The following is a 26089-nucleotide window of genomic DNA, read 5'->3' as shown; positions in this document are numbered from 1 at the left end:
TAGCATCAATCATGAGCGCAAAGCACCTGTATGTACAAAAACATATAGTAATAATTGTATACGATATAGTTTATCTGGACAAGTGACATCAACAGGCTTGAACAGCGCCTGTGCCCAGCCTAGAATTCGGGCGTCACAGGATGATCGGAGTCGATGCACCCCCTCACGCCCCTGCGCGGTCCTTCCCTTGCGGCGCTCGCGGCTGCACGGATCCGCGACGCGATCATCACCGGTGAACTGGCGCTCGGCGAGGCCTTGTCAGAGGATCGGCTGGCGAGTGCGCTCGGCATCAGCCGCACCCCGGTGCGCGAAGCGCTGACGGCGCTGCAAATGCAGGGGCTGATCACCACCCAGCCGCAGCGCGGCAGTTTCGTCTTCGATCCGACGGAGGAAGAAATGGCGGAATTGTGCGAGTTCCGCCTGGTCGTCGAAACCCGGGCGATGTGGCTCTCCCATGCGCGCGATCGCATCCGGCTTGTCGAGGAGCTCGAGGCCGCGCAGGCCCGGATGGACGCGGCGATTGCCGCCGGAGATCGGATCGGCTGGGCGGCGGCGGATGCGGCGCTGCACGAGGCGTTCCTCACCAATTGCGGCAACCAGTTTCTCGTCCAGGCCTATCAACTGATCTCGGGGCGGATCAGCGCGGTGCGAACGCGGCTGCTCGGTCCGCCCGACAACCAGTCCCGATCGGTGGAAGAGCATCGCGAGATCATCCGTGCGGTGGCCGGTGGTCAGCTGATGCAGGCGGAGACCATTCTTGCCGCGCATGTGATGCAGATGCGGCCGCGCTATCGGACGATCGTGCTCGCGCCTCGGCTCGCGGCCGAAGCTGGCCGCGCCGGCGGCCCGCGCGTGCGCCGCGCCCGCTGAGCCCCGCCTCTGCTCTGTTAGCGGTCGGAGGGCGGCGCGGCCTTCCCGTTTCAGCTTCGAAGACAAGGGAGGCGGCGTTCGAGCGGCCCGGGCAATTCGGGGCAGGGCCTGTTCCGGACACCTTGCGAGCTTTCCTCCAATCGCTGCTGCGGATGGAGTGCAGCCACCTTCTCGAGGGATTGGCGATGATGCGTTCCTTGAATGTCGTGTTGTTCGCAGCGGCCTTGGCGATGGCCAGGCCGGTCAGGGCGCAGCTTTATCCGCGCCACGCTCCGCCGGGGGCGGCGCAATACGACATCCGCTACGACCCCGTCTCGCGAACCGTGATCGCCTATGACCGGCAGGGACGCGAGATCTTCCGCCATCGCGCGGTCAGGGCTTCGGGCAGCATGCGCCCCCGTTGGGCCTATCGGCGAGGTCCGGCCTCAACCTACGGCCGCCCCGTGGTCTATGCGCCCCGGTTCGGCTCAGAATGCCGGCGCATCGCCAACCCGGTCTCGCGCCGCTCCTGTGAATGTTCGGTGGCCTATGGCGGGGTGGCGCGGGCCCTGCCCAACGGGCGTGTGGGCTGGAGCGATCCAAAAGGCGGGGGCGGCAATCTGGCGCTTCAGCGCTGCAAGGGCGGTGCGTGAACGGCTTTCCGTTCAGCCGCGGCGACCGGATGCGCGGCGCGCGACACATCCGGGGCTCTGAGCTGAGGCGATTTCAGCGCTTGTCGAGCCTTGGGAAAGGCTGGCGCACCCGGCAGGATTCGAACCTGCGACCTTTGGATTCGGAATCCAACACTCTATCCAGCTGAGCTACGGGTGCCACGATCTCTGCCTGTAGCCGAACATGCCCGCGCCCGCAACCGCTTCGGCGCGACATCCGGTGCCGTCCGTTTGCGGCCCCGGCACCGGCCGGCACTCACAGCCCCTCGAACAGCAGGCTGGAAATATAGCGTTCGGCGAAGGACGGGATGATGAGGACGATGGTCTTGCCCGCCATCTCCGGCCGCTTCGCGACCTCCAGCGCCGCGGCGACCGCCGCGCCCGAGGAGATGCCGCCGGGCACGCCTTCGAGCCGCGCGAGGCGGCGGGAGGTCGCGATCGCGGTGGCGCTGTCGACCTTGAGCACCTCGTCGATCACCCCGCGGTCGAGGATATCCGGCACGAAGCCGGCGCCGATGCCCTGGATCTTGTGCGGACCCGGCGCGCCCCCGGACAGCACCGGGCTTTCCACCGGCTCGACCGCGAACACCTTGAGCCCCGGCCGGCGCGGCTTCAGCACCTGGCCGACGCCGGTGACGGTGCCGCCGGTGCCCACGCCGGCGACGAAGGCATCGATCTCGCCGCCGGTATCGTTCCAGATTTCCTCCGCTGTGGTGCGGCGATGGATCTCCGGGTTGGCCGGGTTGCGGAATTGCTGCGGCATCACCGCGCCGGGCGTGGCGGCGATGATCTCCTCGGCCTTGGCGATGGCGCCCTTCATGCCCTTGGGCCCCTCGGTGAGCACAAGCTCCGCGCCGAGGAAGCTCAGCATCTTGCGCCGCTCGATCGACATGGTCTCGGGCATGGTGAGGATGAGCCGGTAGCCTTTCGCCGCCGCGACGAAGGCGAGCGCGATGCCCGTATTGCCCGAGGTCGGCTCGACGAGAACGGTCTTGTCCGGCGAAATCTCTCCGGCGGCTTCCGCCGCCTCGATCATCGCGACGCCGATCCTGTCCTTGACCGAGGCGATCGGGTTGAAGAATTCGAGCTTGGCGAGGAGATTGGCCTTCACCCCCTCGGCCTTCGCGAGCCGGTCGAGACGCACGATCGGGGTATCGCCGATGGTCTCGGTGATCGAGCCGAAAATCCGGCCGCGGCCGGGCTTCGTCTGCGGGGCGATCCTGGCGGACATGGCATGCTCCATCGGCAATTCCTGTGCCGGGAAGCTAGGCGTGCGGAAAGCGGGAAACAAGTTCTTCAGACTTGCGATTGCAGGCCATCGGACAGGAAAAATTTCTGAAAGGCGACCTGAAAGCGGATCTAGAATCCAGTCGAGCCGAAACCGCCCGCGCCGCGTGCCGTCATGTCCGTTTCCGCGACCTCCCGGATCGCGAGCGGCGCCACCGCCGCCACCACGCATTGCGCGATCCGCATGCCGCGCGTGATGGTGAAATCCGCGCTGCCATGGTTGATCAGCAGGACCTGGACCTCGCCGCGATAATCGGCGTCGATCGTGCCGGGCGCGTTGAGAACCGTGACACCGTGCTTCAGCGCCAGCCCGGACCGGGGCCGGACCTGCGCCTCGAAACCCGGCGCGAGCATGAACACGAAGCCGGTGGGCACCAGACCCCGCGCGCCGGGCGGCAGCACCAGCGGCCGTGCCTCCGGCAGCGCCGCGGCGAGATCGAACCCGGCGGCATCGGCGGAATGGGGCGCCGGCAGCGGCAAACCCTCGCCATGCGGCAGGCGTTTGAGGGCAAGCAGCGTCAGGGGAGCAGGTGGCATGGGCACGAACTCGCGGGGATCGGATGGGGTTCAGGGGTGGCGTTCCGGGGCGGCGGCGGGGGCTCCGCCCGCGCCGAGCATTGCCGCGAACCGCCGGATCAGCGCCCGCGCGACGGCATCCTTCGGCATGTCCGGCAAATCCTCGATTCCCTCGGGCGTGACGATATGGACGCGGTTGCGGTCCCCGCCCATCACGCCGGTTCCGGGCGAGACATCGTTGGCGATGATGGCGTCGCAGCCCTTGCGGGCGAGCTTGGCGCGGGCATGCTCGATCACCTTCTCCGTCTCGGCCGCGAAACCGATCACCAGCGCCGGCCGCCGGCCCGGATGCCGCGCGACCCGCGCGAGGATGTCCGGATTCTCGACGAGCGCGAGCGGGGCCGGCGCGGCGCCGTCCTTCTTGATCTTCTCGCCGGCGGCATCCCGGGTCCGCCAATCGGCGACGGCCGCGGCGAAGATCGCGAGATCCGCCGGCAGCGCCGCCTCCACCGCCGCGTCCATCTCGCGGGCGGTCTCGACCGCGACGAGCGTCACGCCGGCCGGCGGCGCGAGCGTCACCGGGCCGGAGACGAGCGTCACCCGCGCTCCGGCCTCGCGCGCCGCCGCGGCGAGCGCGTAGCCCTGCTTGCCGGAGGAGCGATTGGCGATGTAGCGGACGGGGTCGATCGGCTCATGCGTCGGCCCGGCGGTGATCAGCACGTGCCGGCCCGCGAGCGATCCGTGGCTTGGTCCGTAGCCTGGGCCGGCGATCTCGGGGATGGGCGCCGGCGCGGGCATGGGAATGCCGGTCGCCAGCGCCGCCTCGATCGCGGCGAGGATCTCGCTCGGCTCGGCCATGCGGCCGGGCCCGAATTCGCCGCAGGCCATCTCGCCCTCGCCGGGGCCGACGATCAGCACGCCATCGCCGCGCAGGGTCGCGAGGTTGCGCTGCGTGGCGGGGTGGAGCCACATCCGCACATTCATCGCCGGCGCCATCAGCACCCGCTTGTCGGTGGCGAGCAAGGCGGTCGAGGCGAGGTCGTTCGCGAGCCCGTTCGCCGCCTTCGCCATCAGATCGGCGGTCGCCGGCGCGACGACGACGAGATCCGCCGAGCGGGAGAGTTCGATATGCCCCATCTCGGTCTCGTCGGTCAGCGAGAACAGATCCTCGTGGACCTTCCCCCCGGAGAGCCCGGCCAGGGTGAGCGGCGTCACGAATTCGCGCCCCGCCGCGGTGAGGATCACCCGCACGCCGCCGCCGGCCTTGCGGATGAGGCGGATGAGTTCGGCCGTTTTGTAAGCGGCGATGCCGCCGCCGACGATCAGAAGGATGGAGCGATTGCGGAGCATCCTGTTCTCCCGGCGGTCAGGGGGCGCCGATTCCAAGCATGATCATAACGAGCGTGAACGCGATAAGCCAAACCCCGATCGTCAGGATCCGCAGCAGGCCGGAGGGGGCGGGCGCGGGGGCCGGCCGCGCCTCGATCGCCGCAAGCGCCGTCTTGGCGCGCGCGACGAGCGCGGGCACTTCGCGCGCCGCGTCGAGCAGGGCAACAACCTCCCGCCCCGCCGTCTCGACCCGGCCGACCGGGCCGAGATTGCGCTCGATCCAGGCACGGATGATCGGCTCCGACACCTTCCACATGTCGAATTCCGGGTCGAGCCCGCGCGAAACGCCCTCGACGACGACCATGGTCTTCTGCAGCAGCACGAGTTCGGTCCGCGTCGCCATGTCGAAGATCGCGGTGATCTCGAACAGCAGCCCCAGCAGTTCCGCCATCGAGATCTCGGCGGCGCTGCGGCCGTGGATCCGTTCGCCCACCGCGCGCAGCGCCTGCGCGAAATCCTCGACGGCGTGGACCGGCGGCACATAGCCCGCCTCGAAATGCACCTCGGCGATGCGCCGGTAATCGCGGGTGATGAACCCGAACAGGATCTCGGCCAGGAAGCGGCGCTCGTTGCGCCCGAGCCGCCCCATGATGCCCAGATCGACCGCGACAAGCGTGCCATCATGCGTGGCGAACAGGTTGCCGGGATGCATGTCGGCGTGGAAGAAGCCGTCGCGCAGGGCATGGCGCAGGAAGCTCTGCATCGCCACCCGCGCCAGCGCCCGGCGATCGATGCTGGCGGCATCGAGCCCGGCGAAATCGTTGAGCTTGATCCCGTCGATCCATTCGAGGGTCACGCAATCGCGCGCGGTGAGCCCCCATTCCACCGCTGGAACCCGGAAATCGGGGTCATCGCGCGTATTGTCGCCCATTTCGGAGAGCGCCGCCGCCTCGAAGCGCAGATCCATCTCGAGCCGCACGGTGCGTTCGAGCGTTTCCACCACCTCCACCGGCTTGAGCCGCCGCATCGCGGGAACGAGACGGGCGACGAGCCCGGCCATGAATTTCTGCGCCGCGATGTCGCGGGTGAAGACGCGCTCGATCCCCGGCCGGGTGATCTTGACGGCGATCGGTCGGCGTTCGCCCGCCACCAGGATCTCGGCGCGGTGCACCTGGGCGATCGACGCGGCCGCGACCGGGGGGCCGAACTGCGTGAACAGCGTCGCGACCGGCCGGCCGAGCGCGGCGGCGACCCGCGCCTCGGCGACGGCCTGCGGGAAGGGCGGCATCCGGTCCTGCAACGCTTCGAGGTCGCGCGCCAGCGCCATGCCGACGAGATCCGGCCGCGTCGCGAGGAACTGCCCGAGCTTCACATAGGAGGGGCCGAGCCGCGTCAGCGCCGCGACGATGCGCGTGCCGCGCCGGCCGGCATCGCGCCGCGCGAGCCGGGCGAGCAGCCAGAGCAGCGGCCGCAGCGGCGCCGGCGCCCTGTCGCGCGGCACCAGCGCGAACACACCCTCGCGCGTGAGCACGAAGCCGACATGCGCGAGATGGAGGGAATGGCCGAGCGCCGCGAACACGGATTGGCCTCAGAGCTTCCAGCCCGAATGGATGTTCACGATCCCGCCGCTCATCGGCCGCACCGTGACATTGGCGAAGCCGGCCGCGCCGATCATCTCGGCGAAGGCACCGGGGCGCGGAAACTTGCGGATCGATTCGACGAGATAGCGATAGGGCTCGCCGTCGCCCGTGATCAGCCGGCCGAGTGGCGGGATGACATGGAAGGAATAGGCATCGTAGATCCGGTCGAGCAGCGGCGTCTCCACCGGTGCGAATTCGAGGCAGAGGAAGCGGCCGCCGCGCCGGAGCACCCGATGCGCCTCCTGCAGCGCGAGCGGGATGCGCGGCACGTTCCGGATGCCGAACGCGATCGTGTAGCCATCGTAATGCCCGGCCGGCAGCGGCAGCGATTCGGCATTGGCCTCGATGAAGGCGATGCGGTCGCCGAATCCGCGCGCCGCCGCGCGCTCCGCGCCGACGCCCAGCATCGAGGCGTTGATGTCGAGGACGTCGACCTTCGTGAGGCTGCCGCCGGCCTTGAGGATGCGGAACGCCACGTCGCCCGTTCCGCCCGCCACGTCGAGATGCCGCCAGGCGCGGTTCCGCGGCACGCGCAGCATCGTGACCAGCACATCCTTCCAAAGGCGGTGCAGGCCGGCGCTCATCAGGTCGTTCATCAGGTCGTAACGGCCGGCGACCTTGTGGAACACATCGTCGACCCGGCCCTGCTTCTCGCCGAGCGGGATATCCTCGAAGCCGAAATGCGTCGTCTCCGCCATGCGCGCCTCCGAACCGCCGCCCCTTCACGCGGCAAACCCATAGCGAAGCTTTGCGCGCCGCGCTATGCCGGCTTCCGACAAGGATCGATCCGTCGAGAGCCCCCGTGCCCGAGCTGCCCGAAATCGAGACCATCCGCCGCGGGCTCGCGCCGCATCTCGAAGGGCGTCGGATCGTCGATGTCACGCTCAACCGGCCGGATCTGCGCTTTCCCCTGCCCGAGCGCTTCGCGGCACGGGTGACCGGCGCGGCGATCGCGCCGCTCGGCCGGCGGGCGAAATACCTGCTCGTCCCCCTCTCGACCGGCGAGACGCTCGTCATCCATCTCGGCATGAGCGGCCGCCTGCTCCTGCTCCGGCCGGGCCTTGCCGAGGCGCCGGGGCGCTTCCATCACGATCCCGGCCGGCTGCCGCAGCATGATCATGTCATCCTCGCCCTCGCGGACGGATATCGGCTCGTCTTCAACGATCCGCGCCGCTTCGGCTTCATGCTGCTCGCGCCGACGCAGGATCTCGACGCGCATCCCGCCCTTGCCGGGCTTGGCGTCGAGCCGCTCGGCAACGGGTTCAGCGCCGGCCTGCTCGCCGCGCGCTTTGCCGGGCGGCGCATGCTGGTCAAGGCGGCGCTGCTCGACCAGCGCATCGTGGCCGGGCTCGGCAATATCTATGTCTGCGAGGCGCTGCACCGCGCGCGCATCGCGCCGGCGCGCCCGGCCCACGCGATCGCCGCGCCCGAGATCGACCGGCTCGCGGCGGCGATCCGCGACGTGCTCGACGCGGCGATCCGGGCCGGCGGCTCGACACTGCGCGATTACCGCCACGAGGACGGCTCGCTCGGCTATTTCCAGCACGATTTCCACGTCTACGACCGGGAGGGCGAAGCCTGCCCCACCCCCGGCTGCAGCGGGCGGGTGGCGCGGTTCGTGCAGGCCGGGCGCTCGACCTTCCATTGCCCCGCCTGCCAGGTCTAGCCGGTGGTCCGCTTTGCCGTTCCGGCCCCTGCCCGGCGCCTGTCGCGCGCTTGACAGACGGCGGCGGCGCCGCGTGGCTTGTTCGACGCATCGAAGCCGCGCTATGCGGGGAAGAGGGAGGACATGTCATGGCGGATCCGCAGAGCTACGAGACCATCCTTGTCGAGACCCAGGGTCGGGTCGGCCTGATCCGGCTCAACCGGCCGCAGGCGCTCAACGCCGTCAACGCGCAGCTGATCGACGAACTCGACCGCGCGCTTTCGGCCTTCGAGGCGGACAGGGGCATCGGCGCCATCGTGCTGACCGGCTCCGAGAAGGCCTTCGCGGCCGGCGCCGATATCAAGGCGATGGCCGATCTCACCTATCCCGAGAGCTATCTCCAGGATTTCGGCTCCGGACCGGACCGGGTCGCCCGCGTCCGCAAGCCCGTGATCGCCGCGGTCGCCGGCTTCGCGCTCGGCGGCGGCTGCGAGATCGCGATGATGTGCGATTTCATCATCGCGGCCGAGAACGCGAAATTCGGCCAGCCGGAGATCAGGCTCGGCGTCATGCCCGGCTGGGGCGGCTCGCAGCGCCTCGCCCGCGCCGTCGGCAAGGCCAAGGCCATGGATATGTGCCTGACGGGGCGGATGATGGATGCCGCCGAGGCCGAACGCGCGGGCCTCGTCTCGCGCATCGTGCCGGTCGAGAAGCTCATCGAGGAGGCGCTCGCCGCTGCGGCCGTGATCGCCGAATTCGCGCCGGAGAGCGTGCTGTTCAACAAGGAGGCGGTGAACCGCGCCTTCGAGACCACGCTCGCCGAGGGGTGCCGCTTCGAACGCCGCGTCTTCCAGTCGCTGTTCGCGACCCGCGCCCAGAAGGAGGGCATGGCGGCCTTCATCGCGAAGCGGAAGCCCGATTTCCATGGCTGAGTCCCGCGCCCCGGCACGGGGGCCGGCATGGTGATCGATTTCGGCCTGCCGGCGGAGCTGGTGGCGATCCTTGCCGGGGCGGCCTTCCTCGCCGGCTTCGTGGATGCGATCACCGGCGGCGGCGGGCTCATCACGGTGCCGGCTCTGCTGCTTGCGGGGTTGCCGCCGGTGGCCGCCATCGCCACCAACAAGCTCCAGGGCACGTTCGGCGTCGCCGCCGCGACACTGACCTTCTGGCGCGCCGGGCGGATCGAGCCGGCGCTTGCGCGACCGCTTTTCCTGGCGGCGCTGGCCGGCGGCGTTCTCGGGGCCGGGCTCGCGCATCTCGCGCCGGCCGCCTTCCTGCGGCTGGTGATCCCCGTCATCCTGGTCGCGATCGCGCTCTACGTGCTGTGGGCGCCGAAGCTCGGCGACGCGGATGCGGCGCCGCGGCTCGCGGTGCTGCCGTTCGCGCTCTCCTTCGGGATCGGGATCGGGCTTTATGACGGCATTTTCGGCCCCGGCGCCGGCACCTTCTATCTTCTGGCACTGATCCTCGCCGCCGGGCACGGGATGATGCGCGCCATCGCACATACCAAGCTGATGAATTTTGCCTCGAATATCGGCGCTTTGGCCTTCTTCCTCGCGGCCGGGCATGTGCTGGTGGCGCTTGGCCTGCTGATGGGGGCGAGCGCGGCCGCCGGCGCCCATCTCGGGGCGCGCACGACGCTCCGGCATGGCGGCCGGCTCGTGCGGCCGCTGGTGGTGATCGTCTCGATCGCCATGGCGGTGCGGCTGATGCTGGACCCGACCCATCCGCTCGGTGCCTGGCTGCGGAATGCGGGCTGAGTGCCCGACGATTCCCGTTGACCGCGCCGCGAGAAGATGGCAAAGAGCCCGCTTGCGCGCCGCTTCTGGCGCGCTTGGTTTTTCTCGTGCGCCCAGCGTGCCGAAGGTCGGGATCAGCCCGGCCGCGGGGCCGGGCGCGGGGTCAAGATCTCCGGCGGGCCCGCGGGCCTGCGGGGGAAGCGGATCGGAGTCCCTGGGTCGATGGCGAATACCAAATCAGCCAAGAAGGCGGCGCGTCAGGCGATCCGCCGTACGGAAATCAACAAGGCTCGCCGGTCGAGCATGCGCACCTCGGTTCGCAAGGTCGAGGAGGCGATCGCCGCCGGCGACCAGGCCGCCGCGCTCGCGGCCATGAAGGCCGCCGAGCCGCTGCTGCGTCGCGCCGCGCAGAAGGGCGTCACGCACAAGAATACCGCCGCGCGCAAGGTTTCGCGGCTTGTGCGGCGGATCCGCACGCTCGCGCAGTAACGCTCGACCGGCCTCAAGCTGGACATGTCAGAAAACGCGCCGGATTCCGGCGCGTTTTTTGTTGCGCCGCTCCGGCGCGCCACGAATGCACGCAAAACGGGTGCGACGCGAATTTTCAGGGCGAGTCCGGAAAAGCGCTTGACAGTCGCGACACCGTCCCAGTCTAAGACAGATTTTGGCGCGCACAAAGAAGTCCAATAAATTTCATCATGTTATATGGAAAGCCAGTTGATACAGGCTCGAATTCCTTTGCCGACATGGTGGGGGAGGGATGCGTCCTGAAAACTATTCCGTATCCGAAATGGCTCCGGCTCCGGACAGTCGGCAAATCGATTCGGAACCCCGAATCAAGCACTTAAAATTTGCCTCGAAACGGGCCGGTATGGAGGCTTGAAATCCGGTTTCGCACCCCCGGCGAGAACGGAAAAATCGCCTGTTGCGCCGCCCGTTCGGGCTGTTTAAGAGATTTTTAACGAACGCGTCGACCCGTCGACAGCCTTTGAAGTCATGAATCACAGAGCAGGGGGGCGATGTGATCAAGCTGCCAGTCATTGCGTCACGATACGCATCCCGAAAGAATGGAACTGCAGCTTCCGTTTCGGCTCCCTGGCCGGAATTGTAGCGCCGTCGCGCGCTTCCCTGAGTTCTATCGACAATCGAACCTGATTTGACCGCCGGAAACGGTGGCTGATCTTCCTTTTACTTCGTGCCCGCTCTAACGGGCCTCGAACCTGCAGAGATTCCCACATGCTGAAAGGTCCGGATCACATCGACCGCGAGGCGCGCATCGAGGCGCCGCTCCCGATGGATGGTGCCGCCGCAGCGCCCGTCTGGGAGCGGGTGCAGCGACGCCTGCGCGCCGAACTCGGCGAGGATGTTTATGCGAGCTGGTTCCGCTGCCTGGAGCTTGCCGGCTTCGCGCCGCCAGTCGTGACGCTGTCGGTGCCGACCAAGTTTCTCCGCAACTGGATCCAGCAGCATTATCTCGAGAAGATCCTGGCACATTTCGCGCGCGAGAACGAAGCCATCGCCCGCATCGCGGTGGTTGTCCGGGTTGCCGGGCTTCGGCCGGCGCCGCCGCGCGGCGAGCGGCCTGCGGAAGCCCTGCGGCCGGCCGCGGAGCCTGCGGCGCAGCCGGCGCGCGCCAGTGAAACGGCACCCCGCGCCGAGATGCATGCTCCCGAATCCGACGGGCAGATGGGCTCGCCGCTCGACAAACGCCTCGCGCTTACCTCCTTCCAGGTCGGCCGCTCCAACATCATGGCGCATGCCGCCGCGATGCAGGTGGTGCAGGCCCGCGCCAACGAATTGCCTGTCTTCAACCCGCTCTTCATCCACGCGGCCGTGGGGCTCGGCAAGACGCATCTGCTCCAGGGCGCGGCGCAGGCCGTCGAGGCCACCGGCCGACGGGTGCTCTATCTGACGGCCGAGCGTTTCATGTACGGCTTCGTCGCCTCGCTGAAGGCCCAGACGGCGATCGCTTTCAAGGAGACGCTGCGCGGCATTGACGTGCTCGTCATCGACGATGCCCAGTTCCTCGCCGGGCCGAAGGTGCAGCAGGAATTCTGCCACACGCTCAACGCGCTGATCGATGCCGGCAAGCAGGTGATCGTCGCCGCCGATCGTGCGCCCTCCGATCTCGAGGGGCTGGAGGAGCGCGTGCAATCGCGGCTCGCGGGCGGGCTCGTCGTCGAGATCGGCGCGCTCGACGAGGCCTTGCGGATCAAGATCCTCGAAAGCCGCATCCAGGTCGCCAAGGCGCATCTCCCCGGTTTCGAGGTGCCCCCGGATGTGGTGGCGCATGTCGCGCGGATGATAACCACCAATGGCCGGGATCTCGAAGGCGCGGTCAACCGCCTGCTCGCCCATGCGACGCTGACCGGCGGCGCGCTCGACATTGCCGCCGCCGAGGAGGCGATCCGCGATCTTGTCCGGCATCGCGAGCCGCGCCGGGTCAAGATCGAGGACATCCAGCGGCTCGTCGCCAACCATTACAACGTGACGCGCGCGGACATCCTCTCCTCGCGCCGCACGGCGACCGTGGTGCGCCCGCGGCAGATCGCGATGTTCCTCGCGAAATCGCTGACCCTGCGTTCGCTGCCGGAGATCGGCCGGCGCTTCGGCGGCCGCGACCACACCACGGTCCTGCATGCGGTGCGCAAGATCGAGGGCATGCTCTCGACCGATCAGGAACTGGCCGGCGAGATCGATCATCTCAAGCGCATGCTGCAGGAATAGCCGCAAGACGGCGCCTGCGCGGCGTCCGCCCGCGTCCATGTGGCAAATCCATGTGCAAATCCATGCGCATGCCCGCCCCGCTTCGCCAGAGGCCTTGCGCTTTCTTGTGCGCCGCGCCATCGTGCCCGACCCGGCGGGAATGCCCCGGGAAGGTTCGCCGGGCAGGGGCGGGGAAGTGCGGAACGGGTGTAGGCGATGAAGGTGACGGTGGAACAGGCCGCGCTGCTCAAGGCCCTGGGGCATGTGCATCGCGTCGTCGAGCGGCGCAACACCATCCCGATCCTCGCCAATGTGCTGATCCGGGCCGAGGGCGGCGTGCTCGCGCTGAAGGCGACCGATCTCGATATCGACATCGTCGAGGAAATGCCGGCCGCAATCGAGCGCGCCGGCACGACGACGGTGCCGGCGCATGTGCTCTACGACATCGTCCGCAAGCTGGCCGATGGCGCGCAGGTCTCGCTGGAGCAGGACGGCCAGTCCGGCCAGGTGGCGCTGCGCTCGGGGCGCTCGCGCTTTTCGCTCCAGACGCTGCCGGAGAGCGATTTTCCCGATCTCACCGCCGGCGAGATGAGCCATCGCTTCGCGATTCCGGCCCGCGATCTGAGCACGCTGATCGAAAAGACCCAGTTCGCGATCTCGACCGAAGAGACGCGCTATTACCTCAACGGCATCTATCTCCACGCAGTGGAGATCGACGGCGCGGCGCGGCTGCGTGCGGTGGCGACCGACGGCCATCGCCTCGCGCTCGCCGATGTGCCGGCGCCGCAGGGCGCTGCCGGCATGCCGGGCGTGATCGTTCCGCGCAAGACGGTCGCGGAACTCCAGAAGCTGCTGGACGATGGCGATCAATCGATCGCGATCGAGCTGTCCGGCGTCAAGATCCGCGCGACCGTGGGGCCCATCGTGCTGACATCGAAGCTGATCGACGGCACCTTCCCCGATTACGCCCGCGTCATCCCGCAGCGCAACGACAAGTTCCTCACCGTGGAGCGCGACGATTTCGCGCGCTCCGTCGATCGGGTCTCGACGATTTCCTCCGAACGCGGCCGCGCGGTCAAGTTCTCGCTGGGGGATGGCAAGCTCACCCTGTCCGTGCACAATCCCGATGCCGGGCAGGCGATCGAGGAACTCGCGGTCGATTACGAGGCGGCCCCGCTCGAGATCGGCTTCAATGCCCGCTACCTGCTCGATATCGTCGGTCAGCTCGAGGGCGACACGGCGCTGATGAAGCTCGCGGATTCCGGCTCCCCCACGCTGATCCAGGATCGGGAGGGCGCATCGAGCCTCTATGTGCTGATGCCGATGCGCGTCTGAGCATGGCGGCTTCCGCCGGCCCGCGGCTCCTCCGGCTGCGCCTGGCCGATTTCCGCAATTATCCCGCGCTCGATCTCGCCTGCGGCGCGATGCTGACGGCCTTCGTGGGGCCGAACGGCGCCGGCAAGACCAATATCCTCGAAGCGATCGCGCTGCTGAGCCCCGGCCGCGGATTGCGGCGCGCTGCGCTCGACGCCATCCCGCGCCAGGGCGGGAGCGGCGGGTTTTCGGTTTTCGCGGAATTCGCGACCGTCACCGGTCCGCTCGCGCTTGCAACCGCGCTCCAGCCGGGCGAGGTGCAGCGTCAATGCCGGATCGACCGCGCGCCGGTGCCTTCCGCGAACCGCTTCCTCGATCATCTCGCGCTGCTCTGGCTGACGCCGGATCAGGACGGGCTGTTCCGCGGCCCGCCGGGGGACCGGCGCCGCTTCCTCGATCGCCTGGTGCTCGCGGTCGATGCTGCGCATGGCACGCGGGCCGGGCGCTACGAGCAGGCCTTGCGTCATCGCAACCGCCTTCTGGAGGAGGGTGGCGGCGCGCGCTGGCTCGATGCGATCGAGCAGGAGATCGCCGAGCTCGGCACCGCGCTGGCGGCGGCGCGTGTCGAGACCGTGCGCCGCCTCGCCGCGCTTGCCGGCGCGCCGGCGGCGGACCCGGCCTTTCCCCATGCCCAGGTTGCGCTGACGGGGGAGATCGAGACGCGGCTCTTGGCGGAGCCGGCCGGCGCGGTGGAGGATTGGTTCCGCGCCGCGCTCGCCGCGCATCGTTCGCGCGACCGTGCCGCCGGGCGGGCGCTGGTCGGGCCGCAGGTCGCGGATCTCCTGGTGGTCCACGGCCCCAAGAACCAGCCCGCCGCGCAATGCTCGACGGGCGAGCAGAAGGCGCTGCTGATCGGGCTGCTGCTCGCGCAGGCCGGGCTGATCCGCCAGATGCGCGGCGCGGCCCCGCTCCTGCTGCTCGACGAACTGGCCGCGCATCTCGACCCGGAGCGGCGCGCGGCGCTGTTCCGGGGACTGGAGAGGCTCGGCGGCCAGGTGTTCATGACCGGAACGGACCCGCAGCTCTTTGCCGGCCTCGGGGCGGATGCGGCGCTGCTGGCGGTGGCCGAAGGCCGTGTCGGGCGGCTGTGAGACCTGCCGTTAACCCCTTGCCTCACCGGCTCCTGCCTGCATCATGGCGGCATCCTTTCGGAAGGTGCCGATGATGCTCTCCACCCTGCTCGTCTTCGTTCCGGTCTATGCGCTGGCCGTCGCCTCGCCGGGGCCGGCGGTCGCGGCGATCGTCGCCCGCACGCTGGGGCGCGGCCGGCGGGGTTCGGGGGCCTTCATCGCGGGGCTTGTCGCGGGGGATCTCACCTGGTTCGCGACGGCGGTGCTCGGGTTGACCCTGGTCGCGCAGACCTATGCGCCGCTCTTCCAGGCGATGAAATATGCCGGCGCGGCCTATCTGCTCTACATGGCCTGGCAGATCTGGCGGGCCCCGCCCGCGCCCCCGGCTGAAGCCGCGCAGACGCGTGGCGGCGGCGGTTTCGGCGTCTTCGTCGGCGCCTATCTGCTGACCTTGGGCAATCCGAAGACCATGGTCTTCTTCCTCTCGATCATGCCGCTCGTCGTCGATCCGGCGGCGGTGACCATGACGGCGGCGCTGGAGCTCGCGCTGGTCATCGCGCTCGTGCTCTCGACGATCTTTCTCGGCTATGTCCTGCTCGCGGATCGCGCCCGCAGGCTGTTCCGTTCGGAGCGGGCGCTCCGGCGCATCAACCGGGGCACGGCCGGGGTGATGGCGGGCACCGCCCTCGTCGTCGCGAGCCGGTGACGTCGGCCGCGCCGCCCGGCGCCGTTCTCCACCCTGTTCCCGGCCGGATCGGGTGATATTCCGCTTTCGCGCGTGCGCGTGCGCGCGGAGCGGTCTATAGGAGAATGTTGATTCGACGTTCTCGAACAGGGGTCCTGATGGACGAGCCCAATCCCGACAGCGCCGCCGCTTACGGCGCCGATTCGATCAAAGTCCTCAAGGGACTAGACGCCGTCCGCAAGCGGCCGGGCATGTATATCGGCGACACCGATGACGGATCCGGCCTGCACCACATGGTCTACGAGGTCGTCGACAACGCGATCGACGAGGCGCTTGCCGGCCACGCGACCGAGGTAACGGTCACGCTCAATGCCGACGGGTCCTGCACCGTGACCGATAACGGGCGCGGCATTCCGACCGACATCCACCCCGAGGAGGGGGTCTCGGCGGCCGAGGTCATCATGACCCAGCTCCATGCCGGGGGCAAATTCGACCAGAATTCCTACAAGGTCTCCGGCGGCCTGCACGGTGTCGGCGTTTCGGTGGTCAACGCGCTTTCGACCTGGCTGCGCCTGCGCATCTGGCGCAACGGCAAGGAGCACGCGATGGAATTCCGCCATGGCGACGCGGTGGCGCCGCTCGCGGTGGTGGGAGAGGGCGGCGGGCGGCGCGGCACGGAAGTCACCTTCCTGCCGTCCCCCGAGACCTTTACCATGGTCGAGTTCGATTTCGGCACGCTCGAACACCGGCTGCGCGAACTCGCCTTCCTCAATTCCGGTGTCCGCATCATCCTCACCGACAGCCGCCATGCCGAGCAGAAGCGGGTCGAACTGGTCTATGAGGGCGGGCTCGAGGCCTTCGTCCGCTATCTCGACCGCGCCAAGCAGGCGCTGATCGGCCGGCCGCTCCTCATCCGCAAGGAGCAGGACGGGATCACGGTCGAGGTCGCGCTGTGGTGGAACGACAGCTACCACGAAACCGTTTTGTGCTTCACCAACAACATCCCGCAGCGCGACGGCGGCACGCATCTCGCCGGTTTCCGCGCCGCGCTGACGCGCCAGATCACGGCCTATGCCGATGCGAGCGGCATCTCGAAGAAGGAGAAGGTCTCCCTCACCGGTGACGATTGCCGCGAGGGGCTGACGGCGGTGCTCTCGGTCAAGGTGCCGGACCCGAAATTCTCCTCCCAGACCAAGGACAAGCTCGTCTCCTCCGAGGTGCGGCCGGTGGTCGAAAGCGTGATGAACGACGCGCTCGGCCAATGGCTCGAGGAGAATCCGGGCGAGGCGAAAGCGGTCGTCGGCAAGGTGGTCGAGGCCGCGGCGGCGCGCGAGGCGGCGCGCAAGGCGCGCGAGCTGACCCGGCGCAAGGGTGCGCTCGACATCGCCTCCCTACCCGGCAAGCTGGCGGATTGCCAGGAGCGTGACCCCTCGAAGAGCGAATTGCTGCTCGTCGAGGGCGATTCGGCCGGAGGCTCGGCGAAGAACGGCCGCGACCGCCGTTTCCAGGCGGTGCTGCCGCTGCGCGGCAAGATCCTCAATGTCGAGCGCGCACGCTTCGACAAGATGCTCTCGAGCCAGGAGATCGGCACGCTGATCACCGCGCTCGGAACCGGGATCGGGCGTGAGGAATTCAACCCCGACAAGCTGCGCTACCACAAGATCATCATCATGACCGACGCGGATGTGGACGGCTCCCATATCCGCACCCTGCTGCTGACCTTCTTCTTCCGGCAGATGCCGGAGCTGATCGAGCGCGGCCATGTCTTCATCGCCCAGCCGCCGCTCTACAAGGCGGCGCGCGGCAAGAGCGAGACCTACCTCAAGGACGAACGCGCGCTCGAGGATTACCTGGTCGGCGTCGCTCTCGATGGCGCGGTGCTCCGGCTCGGCTCCGGCGCGGAGATCGCCGGCGAGGATCTTCGCCGCGCGATCGACGAAGCCCGCTTCGTGCGGCAGGTGATGGCGGCGCTGCACTCGCGCTACGATCGGCGGATCATCGAGCAGGCGGCGATTGCGGGGGCGCTGAACCCGATGCTCTTCGCCGACGAGGCGGGGAGCGAGGCGGCGGCGGCCTATGTCGCGCGGCGGCTCGATGCGATCTCCGACGATCTCGAGCGCGGCTGGAGCGGCGCGGTGGAAAAAGGTGGTTTCGTCTTCCGGCGCACCCTGCGCGGCGTGACCGAAACCGCGACGCTCGATCCCGGCCTGCTGGCCTCGGCCGAGGCGCGCAAGCTCGACGAGCGCGCGGCCACACTTCAGGAGCTTTACGGCAAGCCGGCGCGTTTCCTGCGCCGGGGCGACGAGATCCCGGTCTTCGGCCCGGTCAGCCTGTTCGAGGCGGTGACCGGCATTGCCCGCAAGGGGCTGACGCTCCAGCGCTACAAGGGGCTCGGCGAGATGAACCCGGAGCAGCTCTGGGAGACGACGCTCGATCGCAATGTCCGCTCGCTGCTCCAGGTCAAGCTGAGGGATGTCGCGGAGGCGGAGGATATTTTCGTCCGCCTCATGGGCGATGTCGTCGAGCCGCGCCGCGCCTTCATCCAGGAGAATGCGCTCAGCGTCAGCAATCTCGACGTCTGAAACGCGCCGGCCGGCTCAGTCCGGCTGCACCCGGGCGCGGCCGGACTTTATCTCCGCGCGGCCGGATTTGGCCTTGAGGCGCCGCTCCTTGGACGCGCGCGTCGGTCGCGTCGCGATGCGGTCGCGCGGCGGGCGGGCGGTGGCTTCGATCAGTGCGGCGAGCCGCTGGAGCGCGTCCTCGCGGTTGCGCTCCTGGGAGCGGAAGCGTTCGGCGCGGAGCACGATCACGCCCTCGCGGGTCAGCCGGTCGCCCGCCTTGGCTGCGAGCCGCGCGGCATGATTGGGATGGAGCGGCGCGGCGGCGAGCGTGAAGCGCAGTTCGACCGCGGTCGAGACCTTGTTGACATTCTGCCCGCCGGGTCCGCCGGCGCGGGTGAATCGCAATTCCACGGCCTCGGCCGGCACCCGCCAGCCGAGCCCTTCGAGGATGAAGCGGCCGCTTTCCATCGCGGCCTCCCGCCGCATTAACCGGATCGCGAGGAGCCTTGCGCTAGAACGGCACGATTGTCACGCATGATCGTGGCGGGTGATCCGGAGCGAGTGATGGAGCCGGTGCTGCTGATGTTCTTCCCGGCGCTGATGGCGTTCGCCGCCGCCAGCGACCTCCTCACCATGACGATCCCCAATCGGGTCTCGCTGCTGCTGATCGCCGGCTTCCTCGGCATGGCGATCCTGACCGGCATGCCGCTCGAAACCCTCGCGCTGCATGTCGCGGCGGGGGCGGCGGTGCTGGTCGTGGCGTTCGCGATGTTCGCCTTCGGCTGGATCGGCGGCGGCGACGCCAAGCTCGCGGCCGCCACAGCGCTGTGGTGCGGCTTCGGCGTTCTGCTCGAATACCTGGTCTTCGCCTCGCTGTTCGGCGGGGTGCTGACGCTGCTGATCCTCTCCTGGCGGCGCTATCTGATGCCCGCGGCGCTGATGCGGATCGACTGGATCGCGCGGCTCCACCACCACAAGACCGGCATCCCCTATGGTATTGCGCTCGCGGCGGCGGGGCTCGCCATCTACCCCTATACCGATGTCTGGAAGGCGGTTGCCGGCGCGTGAGCGCGACCTTCACGATTGGTCAACGACGATTCGCAAGCCGCGATTAACCATACCTTGATCTTTGGCTGCTGAAATCGGTTCCCGAGGCGCCTTCCGCGCCCGCCGTTTCGTGGGGAATGCCCGGTCATGAAACCCGCCCGTCTGATCATCGCCGGCGTCGCCGGGGTGGCAGGCCTCATCGCGCTGCTGCTTTCGGGGCGCCAGCCCGCCCCGATCACCGTCACCGTGCCGGAACCGGCGCCGGAGGTGAAGCGCGCCGAGGTGCTGGTCGCCAAACGCGACCTGCCGATGGGGACCGCCCTCGGCGACGAGGAACTCGCCTGGATGCCCTGGCCGGCGGAACTCGCGCAGAACGCCATGATCCAGCGCGCGGCCCGGCCGAACGCGCTGGAGGAGTTCAAGGGCGCGATCACGCGGCAATCCTTCTACGCCAACGAGCCGATCCGCGAGGAGAAGGTGATCAAGGGCTCCGGCTCGGGGTTCCTGTCGGCGATCCTGCCCTCCGGCAAGCGCGCGATCGCGATCTCCATCGACAGCCGCGGCGCGACGAGCGCCGGCGGCTTCATCCTCCCGAACGATTTCGTCGATGTCATCACCACCCGCCGCGACCCCGAAGCCTCGCAGCGCGCCGGGGTGGATGTCTTCCAGAGTTCGACAGTCCTCACCAATGTCCGCGTTCTGGCGATCGGCCAGAACATCCAGGAGAAGAACGGCGAGCGCGTCGTGGTGGGCGAGACCGCGACCCTCGAACTCGACCCTGCCCAGGCCGAACTCGTCACGCTCTACCAGCGCACCGGCTCGCTGGCGCTGGCGCTGCGTTCCATGGCCGACGCCAACAAGCCCGACGAATCCCGCGCCCGCAGCCCCGCCCATACCGTGACGGTGGTGCGCTTCGGCATCGCGCAGGAGGTGCCCAACCGATGAGAACGAATCGTCCGGCCCCGGCGCGGATGCCCGCGCCTTTCGCCGCCCCGCTGCTCGGCCTCGCGGCCCTGCTCCTCGCCGGTCCGGTCGCGCCGGCCTCGGCCCAGACCCCCGGCCGGCATTTCGGCGGCGTGCCCTATGAGACGGTCCCGACCCCGCGCATGGCACCGGGCGCGGCCGATTCGACGCTTGCGCGCCGCGTGGACCTGTCCATCGGCAAATCGATCGTGATCGACCTGCCGCGCGATGCGGGCGAGGTATTCGTCGCCGAGCCGAAGGTCGCCAACGCCGTGGTGCGGACGCCGCGCAAGATCTTCATCATCGGCACCGGCGCCGGCACGACCTCGGTCTTCGTGATGGACCGGGACGGCGCCCAGCTCGCGGCGCTCGATATCGGCGTTTCGAAGGAGCTCGGGCGCGAACTCTCCATCCTGCGCGAGGTGCTGCGCAAGGCGCTGCCCAAGGCCGCGATCCAGGTCGCGAGCGTCGGCGACAATTTCGTCCTGTCCGGCACGGTCGATTCCGCGCTCGAAGTGCAGAGCGCGGTTGATATCGCCAACAATCTCGTCGGCCAGTCGAGCGGTTTCCTCGGCATCGGCGGCAGTTCGGGCAAGGTCGTGAACGCGCTCCAGGTGCGCGGGCGCGACCAGATCATGCTCAAGGTGACGATTGCCGAGATCCAGCGCTCGGTGCTGAAGCAGCTCGGCATCAACATCAACGGCGAATGGTCGGTTGCGGGCTCCGCGCTGGGCGTGGTGACCGACAATCCGTTCTCGGTCCAGCGCCAGAATCCGCTCTCCAACACCGCGCTGACCGGCAATTTCGCCGGCAAGACCGGCACGCTCCGGGCCTTGGAGCGGCAGGGCGTGCTGCGGACGCTCGCCGAGCCGAACCTGACCGCGATTTCGGGCGAGACGGCGAAATTCCTCGCCGGCGGCGAGGTGGCGGTGCCGCGCAGCGAGACCTGTTCCGCGACCGGCTCGGTGTTCGGCGGCACGGCCTGCACGGTGACGGTGGATTACAAGCCCATCGGCGTCACCCTCAATTTCACGCCCGTGGTGCTGAGCGAGAACCGGATCTCGATCCGGCTCGCGACCGAGGTGTCCGAGATCGATCCTGACGCGTCCTTCCGCTTCACCAGCTCGGTGGTGCCGGGCTTCCGCACCCGCAAGGCCGAGACGACGGTCGAACTGCCTTCCGGCGGCGTGCTCGCGACCGCCGGGCTGATCCAGCAGCAATCGCGCCAGGCGATCAACGGCCTGCCCGGCGCCATGAACCTCCCCATCCTCGGCAGCCTGTTCCGCTCGCGCGATTACCAGCGCTTCGAGACCGAATTGCTGATCCTCGTGCAGCCCTTCATCGCCCGGCCGAGCGCGTCGGGCCAGATCGCCAAGCCCGATGACGGCTATGCCGACGCCACCGACCCCTCGACCGTCTTCGTCGGCCGGCTCAACCGCACCTATGGCAGCGGCGCCAAGGCGCCGGCCGCGCTCGCCAAGCCCGGCCCGGTCGGCTTCATCCATGATTGAGGGATTCGCCATGCGTGACACCGCCCCCCGCGCCACCGTCCGCGGCCTTGTCCGCGTTGCCGGCCTCGCGGGCCTCGCCCTGGCCCTTGCCGGATGCTCCAGCCTGCGCCCGACGCAGAAGGCCTTCGCGCCGGACGAATATCACCTGCGCCACCCGATCCGGATCGCGGATGCGCCGAGGCATCTCGATGTCTTCGCGACCGGCGCCGTGCTCGACCGGCGCCAGCGCCGCGACATCGCCGAATTCGCGGCGGAATACCGGGCGCGCGGCCGCGGCCCGATGCTCGCCGCCCTGCCCTCGGGCGGCGCCGGCGCGCGGCTCCTGCCGGCGATCCGGGCGGCGCTGCGCGAGGGCGGCGCCGGCGCGCTGCATGTGACCGGCTATCCCGCCGATCCGCGCCTCGGCGCGGCGCCGGTGCGGCTGAGCTTCATGACGCTCCAGGCCCAGGTCGCGAGCGAATGCGGCCTGTGGCCGGCGGATCTCGCGGGGACCGAGGAGGCGGAGAGCTGGCACAACCGGCCCTACCACAATCTCGGCTGCGCCTATCAATCGATGATCGCCGCGCAGGTGGCCGACCCGCTCGATCTGGTCCGCCCGCGCGCGGAGAGCCCGATCGATCCGCTCAAGCGGACCAAGGATATCGAGGCGCTGCGCAAGGACCAGGACCCCTCCACCAATTGGCGGCGGGATGACGTGAAGATCAAGGAAGCGGGGCAATGAGCGCCGGGCGGATGGAGATCGGATGATGAGCGAGAGCACGGTCGCCCCGCTGCCGCATGTGGCGATCCAGGTCTTTTCCGAGACCGCCCCGGTCGTCGCCCTGGTCGAGGAGGCGACGCAGGACCGGCGCATGGCGAAGGCGCATCTGCGCATCCAGGCTGGCGGCGTCGCGGCGGCGGTGGAGGCCTATCGCGACGCGCCGACACCGAACGTGATCGTCATCGAATCGATGACGGACAGCGCCACCCTGCTCGCAAATCTCGACGAGCTGGCGGGGTTCTGCGACGAGGGCACGCGCGTTGTGGTGATCGGCCATGTCAACGACGTGCCGCTCTACCGCGAACTGATCCGCCGCGGCGTCAGCGAATATCTCGTGGCTCCCCTCGACGTGCTGGATTTCATCCGCGCGTTGTCGGAGATCTTCACCGGTCCGACGGCGAAGCCGGTCGGGCGCACCATCGCCGTCACCGGCGCCAAGGGCGGGGTTGGGGCCTCCGTCATCGCGCACAACCTCGCCCATGCCATCGCCCAGGATCTGGAGGTCGAGACGGTCATCGTCGATCTCGATCTGCCGTTCGGCACCGCTGGGCTCGATTTCAATCAGGATCCGCCGCAGGGCATCATGGAGGCGGCATTCGACCCCGCGCGCGTCGATGCCAACATGATCGAGCGGCTGCTTTCCCGCTGCGGCGAGCGCCTCAGCCTGATGGCGGCGCCGTCGAGCCTCGACCGGATCTATGATTTCGCGCCCGAGATGTTCGAGCCGGTGGTCGACGCCCTGCGCGCAACCGTGCCGGCGATCGTCTTCGACGTGCCGCATCTCTGGACGGGCTGGGCGCGCGCCATGCTGGTGCGCGCGGACGAGGTGGTCGTGGTTGCGAGCCCCGAACTCGCCAATCTCCGCAATGCCAAGAACCTGATCGACACGCTCGCGCTGGCCCGGCCCAACGATCCCAGGCCGCGCCTCGTGCTCAATCAGGTCGGGTTGCCGAAGCGCCCCGAGATCTCGACGTCGGAATTCGCCAGGGCGCTCGATTGCACCCCGCTCGCCTCGATCGCATTCGATGCGAACCTTTTCGGCACCGCTAACAATAACGGCCAGATGATCGCCGAGTTGCAGCCGAAATCGAAGGCGCGGGAAGCATTTCTTGACATGTCGAAGATTCTGATGGGGCGGCAGGAAGCCCGGCAGGCCAAGAAATCGCTGTTTTCGACGATTCGCGAGAAGTTCACCCAGCGCCCCGGAAAGGCGCGGGCCGCCTGACGCGCGGGTGATCGCGCCAGGACGGCGCCCGCCGGGGCGGGTTCAAGGACGGGGAACGGCAGATGTTCGGGAAACGGACCACGATCGGACAGGGAGCGGCCAGCCTGCGGCCTTCGGCGCCCGCTGCCCCTTCGCCGGCGCGGACGGAAGCGCCGCCCCCGCGCGAGGAGAGCCGAACGCCCGCGCCGCCGCTGGCGGCCATCCGCAAGCCGGCGCAGCCGGTCCAGGCGGCGCCGCAGCGCTCCGACCAATATTACCAGACGAAGAGCATGGTTTTCGGCGCGATGATCGAGTCGATCGATCTCAGCCAGCTCGCCAAGCTCGATCTCGCCTCGGCGCGCGATGAATTGCGCGATGTCATCACAGAAATCCTCGCGCTCAAGAACGTGGCGATGTCGATCGCCGAGCAGGAGGACATGCTGGAGGACATCTGCAACGATGTCCTGGGCTATGGCCCGCTCGAACCGCTGCTGGCGCGCGACGATATCGCCGATATCATGGTCAATGGCGCCGAGCGCTGCTTCATCGAGACCGGCGGCAAGATTCAGCTCACCAATATCCGCTTCCGCGACAACGCCCAGCTCCTCAACATCTGCCAGCGCATCGTCAGCCAGGTCGGCCGGCGCGTCGACGAGAGTTCGCCGATCTGCGACGCGCGCCTGCTCGACGGCTCCCGCGTCAACGTGATCGCCCCCCCGCTCGCCATCGACGGCCCGGCGCTGACGATCCGCAAGTTCAAGAAGGACAAGCTCACCCTCGAGCAGCTTCAGAAATTCGGCTCCATCTCGGCGGAGGGCGCGGAGGTGCTGAAGATCATCGGCCGCGTGCGCTGCAATGTGGTGATCTCGGGCGGCACCGGCTCCGGCAAGACCACGTTGCTCAACTGCCTGACCCGCTATATCGACGAGGACGAGCGCATCATCACCTGCGAGGATGCGGCCGAGCTTCAGCTCCAGCAGCCGCATGTCGTTCGCCTCGAGACGCGCCCACCCAATCTCGAAGGGCAGGGGCAGGTGACGATGCGCGATCTCGTCAGGAACTGTCTGCGCATGCGCCCCGAGCGCATCATCGTCGGCGAGGTGCGCGGGCCGGAGGTCTTCGATCTGCTTCAGGCGATGAATACCGGCCATGACGGCTCGATGGGCACGATCCACGCCAATTCCCCGCGCGAATGCCTCGCGCGCATGGAAGCGATGATCGCCATGGGCGGCTATTCGCTCCCGCCCAAGACCGTGCGCGAGATGATCACCTCCTCGGTCGATGTCATCGTCCAGGCGCAGCGCCTGCGCGACGGTTCGCGCCGCATCACCCATATCACCGAGGTGATGGGCATGGAGGGCGATGTCATCACCACTCAGGATCTCTTCGTCTACGAGATCCAGGGGGAGGACGCGAATGGCCGCGTCATCGGCCGCCACCGCTCCACCGGGATCGGCCGGCCGCGCTTCTGGGAGCGCGCGCGCTATTACGGCGAGGAACGCCGGCTCGCCGCCGCGCTCGACGCGGCCGAGATCCGCGACGAGAAGGTGGCCTGACGATGGACATGCAGCAGCTTCTCGTGGCCGGGCTTGCGACCATCGCGGTCGGCGGGCTGGGGATCGTCTTTCTGGAGCCGATCCTGAGCGGCGAGCGGCGCGCCGAGAAGCGCCAGGCCCTGCTCACCGATTCGAGGGCGCGCCGCCAGGCTGCTGCCGAGATTGGCAACCGCCGCAAGCAGATCGCCGAATCCCTCAAGGAGATCGAGCAGCGTCAGGGGGCCCGGCGCCTGACGCTCGATCAGCGCTTCGAGCAGGCGGGGCTCGACTGGACGCGCAAGACCTTCCTGCTCGTCTCGCTCGGAGCGGCGCTGGGCTTCGCGCTCGTGTTCCTGCTTGTCACCCGCCAGCCGGTTCTCGCCCTGGGGGGGCTGGTGATCGGCGGGTTCGGTTTTCCGCGCTGGTTGCTGAACCATCTCGCCCGCAAGCGGCAGAAGGCGTTCATGGAGGAATTCCCCAACGCCATCGAGGCGATCGTCCGTGGCATCAAATCCGGTCTGCCGCTCAATGATTGCCTGCGGCTGATCGCGCAGGAGGCGAAGGAGCCGCTCCGGAGCGAGTTCCGCTCCGTTGTCGAGGCGCAGGCGGTCGGGCTTACGACCGCGGACGCGATCATGCGGATCTACGAGCGGATCCCGCTCTCCGAGGTCAATTTCTTCGCGATCGTCATCCAGATTCAGGCGAAATCCGGCGGCAATCTCGCGGAGATCCTGCTCAATCTGTCGCGGGTGATCCGGGACCGCAAGAAGCTGCGCGACAAGGTCGGCGCCATGTCGATGGAGGCGAAATCCTCCGCGATCATCATCGGCGCGCTGCCCTTTCTCGTCGGCGTGCTCGTCTGGTTCGGCTCGCCCGATTACATCAAGCTGCTCTGGACGACGAAATCCGGGCAGGTGGGCCTCGGCATCTGCGCGACCGTGATGCTGATGGGCACGCTGGTGATGCGCGGCATGATCAATTTCGACATCTGAGGCGC

At 68.6% G+C, this 26089-nt stretch carries 24 protein-coding genes and 1 tRNA gene; 18 read left to right on the top strand and 7 right to left on the bottom strand.

The features are described from left to right. Positions 1 to 153 precede the first annotated feature (153 nt). Positions 154 to 870: a GntR family transcriptional regulator gene (locus FWJ24_RS08805; RefSeq protein WP_150287443.1), complete on the top strand. Its 717-nt coding sequence runs from the start codon at positions 154 to 156 to the stop codon at positions 868 to 870. 185 nt (positions 871 to 1055) lie between these two features. Beyond that, a complete protein-coding gene (locus FWJ24_RS08800) occupies positions 1056 to 1502 on the top strand; it encodes a hypothetical protein (protein ID WP_150287442.1) in 447 nt (148 codons plus the stop codon). A gap of 101 nt (positions 1503 to 1603) precedes the next feature. On the opposite strand, the gene FWJ24_RS08795 is transcribed toward FWJ24_RS08800, so the two are convergent. The 6 genes from FWJ24_RS08795 to ubiE form a co-directional block, all read right to left on the bottom strand. Next, a tRNA-Arg gene (locus FWJ24_RS08795) sits at positions 1604 to 1680 on the bottom strand. Positions 1681 to 1776: 96 nt separating this feature from the next. Next, positions 1777 to 2751 carry a cysteine synthase A gene (gene cysK / locus FWJ24_RS08790; RefSeq protein ID WP_166443641.1) on the bottom strand — a complete coding sequence of 325 codons (975 nt, stop codon included), beginning with the start codon at positions 2749 to 2751 and terminating at the stop codon, positions 1777 to 1779. Positions 2752 to 2879: 128 nt separating this feature from the next. Then, complete coding sequence (gene dut / locus FWJ24_RS08785; RefSeq protein WP_150287440.1) at positions 2880 to 3344, bottom strand: dUTP diphosphatase; 465 nt, start codon at positions 3342 to 3344, stop codon at positions 2880 to 2882. A 30-nt stretch (positions 3345 to 3374) separates the two neighbouring features. Next, positions 3375 to 4673: a bifunctional phosphopantothenoylcysteine decarboxylase/phosphopantothenate synthase gene (locus FWJ24_RS08780; protein WP_150287439.1), complete on the bottom strand. Its 1299-nt coding sequence runs from the start codon at positions 4671 to 4673 to the stop codon at positions 3375 to 3377. Positions 4674 to 4689: 16 nt separating this feature from the next. Continuing rightward, on the bottom strand, positions 4690 to 6231 hold the full coding sequence (gene ubiB / locus FWJ24_RS08775) for a 2-polyprenylphenol 6-hydroxylase (RefSeq protein ID WP_150287438.1): 1542 nt from the start codon (positions 6229 to 6231) through the stop codon (positions 4690 to 4692). A gap of 9 nt (positions 6232 to 6240) precedes the next feature. After that, complete coding sequence (gene ubiE, locus FWJ24_RS08770; protein WP_150287437.1) at positions 6241 to 6990, bottom strand: bifunctional demethylmenaquinone methyltransferase/2-methoxy-6-polyprenyl-1,4-benzoquinol methylase UbiE; 750 nt, start codon at positions 6988 to 6990, stop codon at positions 6241 to 6243. Positions 6991 to 7094: 104 nt separating this feature from the next. On the opposite strand from ubiE, the gene mutM reads away from it, so the two are divergent. From mutM to gyrB, 9 genes are all read left to right on the top strand, one after another. Beyond that, entirely contained in the window at positions 7095 to 7958 is an 864-nt protein-coding gene (gene mutM, locus FWJ24_RS08765) for a bifunctional DNA-formamidopyrimidine glycosylase/DNA-(apurinic or apyrimidinic site) lyase (RefSeq protein ID WP_150287436.1), read from the top strand. A 128-nt stretch (positions 7959 to 8086) separates the two neighbouring features. After that, positions 8087 to 8869, top strand: coding sequence for an enoyl-CoA hydratase (locus FWJ24_RS08760; RefSeq protein WP_150287435.1), 783 nt, complete (start codon positions 8087 to 8089; stop codon positions 8867 to 8869). 27 nt (positions 8870 to 8896) lie between these two features. Then, a complete protein-coding gene (locus FWJ24_RS08755) occupies positions 8897 to 9697 on the top strand; it encodes a TSUP family transporter (RefSeq protein WP_150287434.1) in 801 nt (266 codons plus the stop codon). Between the two features lie 201 nt (positions 9698 to 9898). Continuing rightward, positions 9899 to 10165 carry a 30S ribosomal protein S20 gene (gene rpsT / locus FWJ24_RS08750; RefSeq protein WP_150287433.1) on the top strand — a complete coding sequence of 89 codons (267 nt, stop codon included), beginning with the start codon at positions 9899 to 9901 and terminating at the stop codon, positions 10163 to 10165. An 804-nt stretch (positions 10166 to 10969) separates the two neighbouring features. Next, entirely contained in the window at positions 10970 to 12403 is a 1434-nt protein-coding gene (gene dnaA, locus FWJ24_RS08745) for a chromosomal replication initiator protein DnaA (RefSeq protein ID WP_246155638.1), read from the top strand. A 195-nt stretch (positions 12404 to 12598) separates the two neighbouring features. Further along, complete coding sequence (gene dnaN, locus FWJ24_RS08740) at positions 12599 to 13717, top strand: DNA polymerase III subunit beta (RefSeq protein WP_150287431.1); 1119 nt, start codon at positions 12599 to 12601, stop codon at positions 13715 to 13717. 2 nt (positions 13718 to 13719) lie between these two features. Further along, positions 13720 to 14847 (top strand): DNA replication/repair protein RecF, encoded by a 1128-nt coding sequence (gene recF, locus FWJ24_RS08735; RefSeq protein ID WP_150287430.1) that lies wholly within the window; start codon positions 13720 to 13722, stop codon positions 14845 to 14847. A 70-nt stretch (positions 14848 to 14917) separates the two neighbouring features. Then, on the top strand, positions 14918 to 15532 hold the full coding sequence (locus tag FWJ24_RS08730; protein WP_150287429.1) for a LysE family translocator: 615 nt from the start codon (positions 14918 to 14920) through the stop codon (positions 15530 to 15532). A gap of 137 nt (positions 15533 to 15669) precedes the next feature. Further along, positions 15670 to 18093: a DNA topoisomerase (ATP-hydrolyzing) subunit B gene (gene gyrB / locus FWJ24_RS08725; RefSeq protein WP_150287428.1), complete on the top strand. Its 2424-nt coding sequence runs from the start codon at positions 15670 to 15672 to the stop codon at positions 18091 to 18093. A 15-nt stretch (positions 18094 to 18108) separates the two neighbouring features. On the opposite strand, the gene arfB is transcribed toward gyrB, so the two are convergent. Beyond that, positions 18109 to 18540 carry an alternative ribosome rescue aminoacyl-tRNA hydrolase ArfB gene (gene arfB / locus FWJ24_RS08720; protein WP_150287427.1) on the bottom strand — a complete coding sequence of 144 codons (432 nt, stop codon included), beginning with the start codon at positions 18538 to 18540 and terminating at the stop codon, positions 18109 to 18111. A gap of 66 nt (positions 18541 to 18606) precedes the next feature. Between arfB and FWJ24_RS08715 the strand changes: the two genes are divergently transcribed. The 7 genes from FWJ24_RS08715 to FWJ24_RS08685 all read left to right on the top strand — a co-directional run bounded on the left by FWJ24_RS08715 (position 18607) and on the right by FWJ24_RS08685 (position 26084). Next, positions 18607 to 19140 carry an A24 family peptidase gene (locus tag FWJ24_RS08715; RefSeq protein WP_246155625.1) on the top strand — a complete coding sequence of 178 codons (534 nt, stop codon included), beginning with the start codon at positions 18607 to 18609 and terminating at the stop codon, positions 19138 to 19140. A gap of 126 nt (positions 19141 to 19266) precedes the next feature. Next, positions 19267 to 20064, top strand: coding sequence for a Flp pilus assembly protein CpaB (gene cpaB, locus FWJ24_RS08710; protein ID WP_150287426.1), 798 nt, complete (start codon positions 19267 to 19269; stop codon positions 20062 to 20064). Continuing rightward, the gene (locus FWJ24_RS08705) at positions 20061 to 21593 is read left to right on the top strand and encodes a type II and III secretion system protein family protein (RefSeq protein ID WP_246155624.1); all 1533 of its coding nucleotides are present in this window, start codon (positions 20061 to 20063) and stop codon (positions 21591 to 21593) included. The genes cpaB and FWJ24_RS08705 overlap by 4 nt, the downstream gene beginning before the upstream one ends. A 10-nt stretch (positions 21594 to 21603) precedes the next feature. Next, on the top strand, positions 21604 to 22314 hold the full coding sequence (locus FWJ24_RS08700; RefSeq protein WP_166443640.1) for a CpaD family pilus assembly protein: 711 nt from the start codon (positions 21604 to 21606) through the stop codon (positions 22312 to 22314). A 25-nt stretch (positions 22315 to 22339) separates the two neighbouring features. Continuing rightward, positions 22340 to 23578: a CpaE/TadZ family protein gene (locus FWJ24_RS08695; RefSeq protein ID WP_246155623.1), complete on the top strand. Its 1239-nt coding sequence runs from the start codon at positions 22340 to 22342 to the stop codon at positions 23576 to 23578. Positions 23579 to 23640: 62 nt separating this feature from the next. Then, positions 23641 to 25113, top strand: a complete 1473-nt coding sequence (locus FWJ24_RS08690; RefSeq protein ID WP_150287423.1) for a TadA family conjugal transfer-associated ATPase — start codon at positions 23641 to 23643, stop codon at positions 25111 to 25113. A gap of 8 nt (positions 25114 to 25121) precedes the next feature. Then, positions 25122 to 26084 carry a type II secretion system F family protein gene (locus FWJ24_RS08685; RefSeq protein ID WP_246155622.1) on the top strand — a complete coding sequence of 321 codons (963 nt, stop codon included), beginning with the start codon at positions 25122 to 25124 and terminating at the stop codon, positions 26082 to 26084. Positions 26085 to 26089 lie beyond the last annotated feature (5 nt).

Source organism: Rhabdaerophilum calidifontis (genome assembly GCF_008641065.1).
Classification (GTDB): domain Bacteria; phylum Pseudomonadota; class Alphaproteobacteria; order Rhizobiales; family Beijerinckiaceae; genus Rhabdaerophilum; species Rhabdaerophilum calidifontis.
The sequence above is the reverse complement of the archived record's forward strand: the minus strand, read 5'-3'. Positions and strand labels throughout refer to the sequence as shown.

Bases quoted from the DNA above. Each gene is read 5' to 3' on its own strand.
- FWJ24_RS08805 (WP_150287443.1), top strand. From the start codon at position 154: ATGCACCCCCTCACGCCCCTGCGCGGTCCTTCCCTTGCGGCGCTCGCG.
- FWJ24_RS08800 (WP_150287442.1), top strand. From the start codon at position 1,056: ATGATGCGTTCCTTGAATGTCGTGTTGTTCGCAGCGGCCTTGGCGATG.
- cysK (WP_166443641.1), bottom strand. From the start codon at position 2,751: ATGTCCGCCAGGATCGCCCCGCAGACGAAGCCCGGCCGCGGCCGGATT.
- dut (WP_150287440.1), bottom strand. From the start codon at position 3,344: ATGCCACCTGCTCCCCTGACGCTGCTTGCCCTCAAACGCCTGCCGCAT.
- FWJ24_RS08780 (WP_150287439.1), bottom strand. From the start codon at position 4,673: ATGCTCCGCAATCGCTCCATCCTTCTGATCGTCGGCGGCGGCATCGCC.
- ubiE (WP_150287437.1), bottom strand. From the start codon at position 6,990: ATGGCGGAGACGACGCATTTCGGCTTCGAGGATATCCCGCTCGGCGAG.
- FWJ24_RS08760 (WP_150287435.1), top strand. From the start codon at position 8,087: ATGGCGGATCCGCAGAGCTACGAGACCATCCTTGTCGAGACCCAGGGT.
- FWJ24_RS08755 (WP_150287434.1), top strand. From the start codon at position 8,897: ATGGTGATCGATTTCGGCCTGCCGGCGGAGCTGGTGGCGATCCTTGCC.
- rpsT (WP_150287433.1), top strand. From the start codon at position 9,899: ATGGCGAATACCAAATCAGCCAAGAAGGCGGCGCGTCAGGCGATCCGC.
- dnaA (WP_246155638.1), top strand. From the start codon at position 10,970: ATGGATGGTGCCGCCGCAGCGCCCGTCTGGGAGCGGGTGCAGCGACGC.
- dnaN (WP_150287431.1), top strand. From the start codon at position 12,599: ATGAAGGTGACGGTGGAACAGGCCGCGCTGCTCAAGGCCCTGGGGCAT.
- recF (WP_150287430.1), top strand. From the start codon at position 13,720: ATGGCGGCTTCCGCCGGCCCGCGGCTCCTCCGGCTGCGCCTGGCCGAT.
- FWJ24_RS08730 (WP_150287429.1), top strand. From the start codon at position 14,918: ATGATGCTCTCCACCCTGCTCGTCTTCGTTCCGGTCTATGCGCTGGCC.
- gyrB (WP_150287428.1), top strand. From the start codon at position 15,670: ATGGACGAGCCCAATCCCGACAGCGCCGCCGCTTACGGCGCCGATTCG.
- arfB (WP_150287427.1), bottom strand. From the start codon at position 18,540: ATGGAAAGCGGCCGCTTCATCCTCGAAGGGCTCGGCTGGCGGGTGCCG.
- FWJ24_RS08715 (WP_246155625.1), top strand. From the start codon at position 18,607: ATGATCGTGGCGGGTGATCCGGAGCGAGTGATGGAGCCGGTGCTGCTG.
- cpaB (WP_150287426.1), top strand. From the start codon at position 19,267: ATGAAACCCGCCCGTCTGATCATCGCCGGCGTCGCCGGGGTGGCAGGC.
- FWJ24_RS08705 (WP_246155624.1), top strand. From the start codon at position 20,061: ATGAGAACGAATCGTCCGGCCCCGGCGCGGATGCCCGCGCCTTTCGCC.
- FWJ24_RS08700 (WP_166443640.1), top strand. From the start codon at position 21,604: ATGCGTGACACCGCCCCCCGCGCCACCGTCCGCGGCCTTGTCCGCGTT.
- FWJ24_RS08695 (WP_246155623.1), top strand. From the start codon at position 22,340: ATGAGCGAGAGCACGGTCGCCCCGCTGCCGCATGTGGCGATCCAGGTC.
- FWJ24_RS08690 (WP_150287423.1), top strand. From the start codon at position 23,641: ATGTTCGGGAAACGGACCACGATCGGACAGGGAGCGGCCAGCCTGCGG.
- FWJ24_RS08685 (WP_246155622.1), top strand. From the start codon at position 25,122: ATGCAGCAGCTTCTCGTGGCCGGGCTTGCGACCATCGCGGTCGGCGGG.